The sequence below is a fragment of the Rhodoferax sp. genome, from assembly GCF_018063565.1.
GTDB lineage: Bacteria > Pseudomonadota > Gammaproteobacteria > Burkholderiales > Burkholderiaceae_C > Rhodoferax.
In genome coordinates, this window is sequence record NZ_JAGPBB010000174.1 from 1 (window position 1) to 3,357 (window position 3,357).

4 protein-coding genes are annotated in these 3,357 nt (G+C 57.9%); 3 read left to right on the top strand and 1 reads right to left on the bottom strand.

Features of this window, described 5'->3' with window-relative positions:
- From rfbD to rfbC, 3 genes are all read left to right on the top strand, one after another.
- On the top strand, positions 1-872 hold an 872-nt coding region (gene rfbD, locus KBF66_RS19205; RefSeq protein ID WP_296661320.1), incomplete at its 5' end, for a dTDP-4-dehydrorhamnose reductase.
- Between the two features lie 62 nt (positions 873-934).
- Positions 935-1,819 carry a glucose-1-phosphate thymidylyltransferase RfbA gene (gene rfbA, locus KBF66_RS19210; protein WP_296661321.1) on the top strand — a complete coding sequence of 295 codons (885 nt, stop codon included), beginning with the start codon at positions 935-937 and terminating at the stop codon, positions 1,817-1,819.
- Between the two features lie 106 nt (positions 1,820-1,925).
- On the top strand, positions 1,926-2,477 hold the full coding sequence (gene rfbC / locus KBF66_RS19215) for a dTDP-4-dehydrorhamnose 3,5-epimerase (protein ID WP_296661322.1): 552 nt from the start codon (positions 1,926-1,928) through the stop codon (positions 2,475-2,477).
- Between the two features lie 92 nt (positions 2,478-2,569).
- Here rfbC and phbB read toward each other — a convergent pair whose 3' ends face one another.
- Complete coding sequence (gene phbB / locus KBF66_RS19220; protein ID WP_296661068.1) at positions 2,570-3,307, bottom strand: acetoacetyl-CoA reductase; 738 nt, start codon at positions 3,305-3,307, stop codon at positions 2,570-2,572.
- Positions 3,308-3,357 lie beyond the last annotated feature (50 nt).

The window sequence follows — 3,357 nt, forward strand, 5'->3', positions numbered from 1 at the left end:
AGGTCGGCTGGGAACTGCAGCGATCATTGAGCCCTTTAGGCGAACTCATCGCCCTGGACAACGACAGCACCGAGCTGTGTGGTGACTTCACCAACCTGCCCGGTCTGGCAGACACCATCCGCACCGTCCGCCCCGACGTCATCGTCAATGCCGCAGCCCATACTGCCGTCGACAAAGCCGAGAGCGAGCCCGCTCTGGCACGCAGCATCAACGCCCTGGCCCCGCAAGTGCTGGCCACCGAGTCAGCCCAACTGGGTGCCTGGCTGGTGCACTACAGCACCGACTACGTGTTTGACGGCAGTGGTAGCACCCCCTGGGTGGAGACCGACCCCACCGGACCCTTAAGCGAGTATGGCCGCAACAAACTCGAAGGCGAGCAATTGATTGCTGCGGCCAACCCGCGCCACCTCATCTTCAGAACCAGCTGGGTCTACGCCGCCCGCGGTGGCAACTTTGCCAAAACCATGCTGCGCCTGGCCCAAGAGCGCGACAAACTCACCGTCATCAACGACCAGATCGGTGCCCCCACCGGCGCTGACCTGCTGGCCGACATCACCGCCTACGCCATCCGCCAGGTGCTGCAGCAAGAAGAGCTGACTGAAACAACTGCGGGTATCTACCATCTGGTGGCGGCCGGTGAGACCAACTGGTTTGAGTATGCAAAACATGTTCTAGCCCAAGCCAAGCAAGCGCAACCAGCTATTGAATTTAAAGTGACCGACATCCAGCCCGTACCCACCAGCGCCTTCCCAACACCGGCCAAACGCCCGCACAATTCGCGCCTGAATACCGCCAAGCTGCAGCGCACCTTTGGCCTGACGCTGCCGCACTGGCAAGTAGGTGTGAACCGCATGCTGGTAGAGATCCTGTAAGCCAGACTTGAGAAAATTGAGAACAATACTCTGGAACATTGAGAACCATAGGGAGCAGCACCATGACCCATAACACGGCACAACGCAAAGGCATCATCCTCGCCGGAGGCTCCGGCACCCGGCTCTACCCGGTGACACAGGCTGTTTCCAAACAGCTCATGCCGATCTACGACAAGCCGATGATCTACTACCCCTTGAGCACCCTGATGCTCGCGGGCATTCGCGATGTGCTGGTCATCTCCACCCCGCATGACACCCCCCGTTTCAGTGAACTGCTGGGTGACGGCAGCCAGTGGGGCATGAACATCAGCTATGCCGTGCAACCCAGCCCGGACGGCCTGGCCCAGGCCTTCATCATCGGGCGCGAGTTTGTGGGTAACCACCCCAGTGCCTTGGTGCTGGGTGACAACATCTTCTACGGCCATGACCTGGTCAAACAACTCGCCCATGCCGATGCCAACCAGATCGGTGCCAGTGTGTTTGCCTACCATGTGCATGACCCCGAGCGTTATGGTGTGGTGGCATTTGACCAAAGCATGCGGGCCATCAGCATTGAAGAAAAGCCCAAACAGCCGCAAAGCAACTACGCCGTCACCGGCCTGTACTTCTACGACACCCAGGTGTGTGACATCGCGGCAGACATCAAGCCCTCCCACCGTGGTGAGCTGGAAATTACCGATGTCAACAAACGTTACCTGCAGCAAGGCCAGCTCAACGTCGAGATCATGGGCCGGGGTTATGCCTGGCTAGATACCGGCACCCACGACAGCCTGCTCGAAGCTGCCAGCTTCATTGCCACACTGCAAAAGCGTCAGGGCCTGCAAGTGGCCTGCCCCGAAGAAATTGCCTACAGCCAGAAGTGGATTGATGCCGCACAGATCCAGAAACTGGCCACACCGCTGGCCAAGAATGGTTATGGGCAGTATCTGCTGAGTTTGTTGAAATGATTCAACCAACCAACAAAGTAACAAACCAACAAACGAACAAAGCAGTACAAACGAATAACTTTGTATAGCTGACAACGCCCGTGGAATATGGGCTGGAGCACAATGAATGCCTTATACCGTCACCCAAACCCGCCTGCCTGAGGTGCTGATCCTGGAGCCCAAAGTGTTTGGCGATGCCAGGGGTTTCTTCTTTGAGAGCTTTAACGCACGCGACTTCTGCCAATGCACCGGGCTGGATGTGAACTTTGTTCAAGACAACCACAGCAAGTCGGCAAAAGGCGTGCTGCGCGGTCTGCATTACCAGATCCAGCACCCGCAGGGCAAACTGGTGCGGGTCACACAGGGTGAGGTGTTTGATGTGGCAGTGGACCTGCGCAAGAGCTCACCCAACTTTGGCAAGTGGGAAGGGGTGGTGCTGTCAGCGGACAACAAGCGCCAACTGTGGGTGCCACCGGGTTTTGCACATGGCTTTGTGGTACTGAGTGAAACCGCAGAGTTCTTATACAAGACCACGGACTACTACCACCCCGAGTTTGAGCGCAGCCTGTTGTGGAGTGACCCGACCGTGGGGATCCAGTGGCCGGTGGGTAATGCGCCGCTGCTGGCGGCCAAGGATGCGGTGGCGCTTGTGTTGGAAAAGGTTGAGGTTTTTCCTTAAAGCCTGTGCATTCGTTGTGGTCAGCAGAAGTTGGTGCTCCAAAAAAATAAACCCGCCGGAGGCGGGTTTATTTCTTGGTGTCGAGCTCGGGCTTAACCCATGTGCAAGCCACCATTCACAGAGAACTCGGCACCGGTGGCGTAACCACCTTCATCCGAGGCCAACCAGGCAATGATGGAGGCGATCTCGGACGGCTCACCCAGGCGCTTGACCGGCACCGTGCCAATGATCTTGTCGAGCACTTCCTGGCGAATGGCCTTGACCATGTCGGTACCGATGTAGCCGGGGCTGACGGTGTTGACCGTCACACCCTTGGTGGCCAGCTCTTGCGCCAGCGCCATGCTGAAGCCGTGCATGCCGGCCTTGGCTGCCGAGTAGTTGGTTTGGCCGGCCTGGCCCTTGACACCGTTGACCGACGAGATGTTGATGATGCGGCCCCAACCCTTTTCAACCATGCCGGCCACCACTTGCTTGGTGACGTTGAACATGGAGTTGAGGTTGGTCTCGATCACCGCGTCCCAGTCTTCGCGGGTCATTTTGAGGAACATGCGGTCGCGGGTGATGCCGGCATTGTTGACCAGCAGGTCGATGATGCCGTGCTCGGCGTGGGCCTTGTCAAAGGCTTCGACCGTGCTGTCCCAGTTGCCCACGTTGCCTGACGAGGCGTAAAACGTAAAGCCCAGTTCGGCCTGCTCGGCCAGCCACTTGCCATAGTCACGTGTGGGGCCGCAGCCCGCGATGACCTTGAAGCCCTCTTTGCTCAGGCGCTGGCAAATGGCGGTACCAATGCCGCCCATACCACCGGTGACGTACGCTACTTTTTGACTCATGATGTGCTCCTCTTTGTAAAAACCAGGTGTGAATGATAGGGTGAATTAAC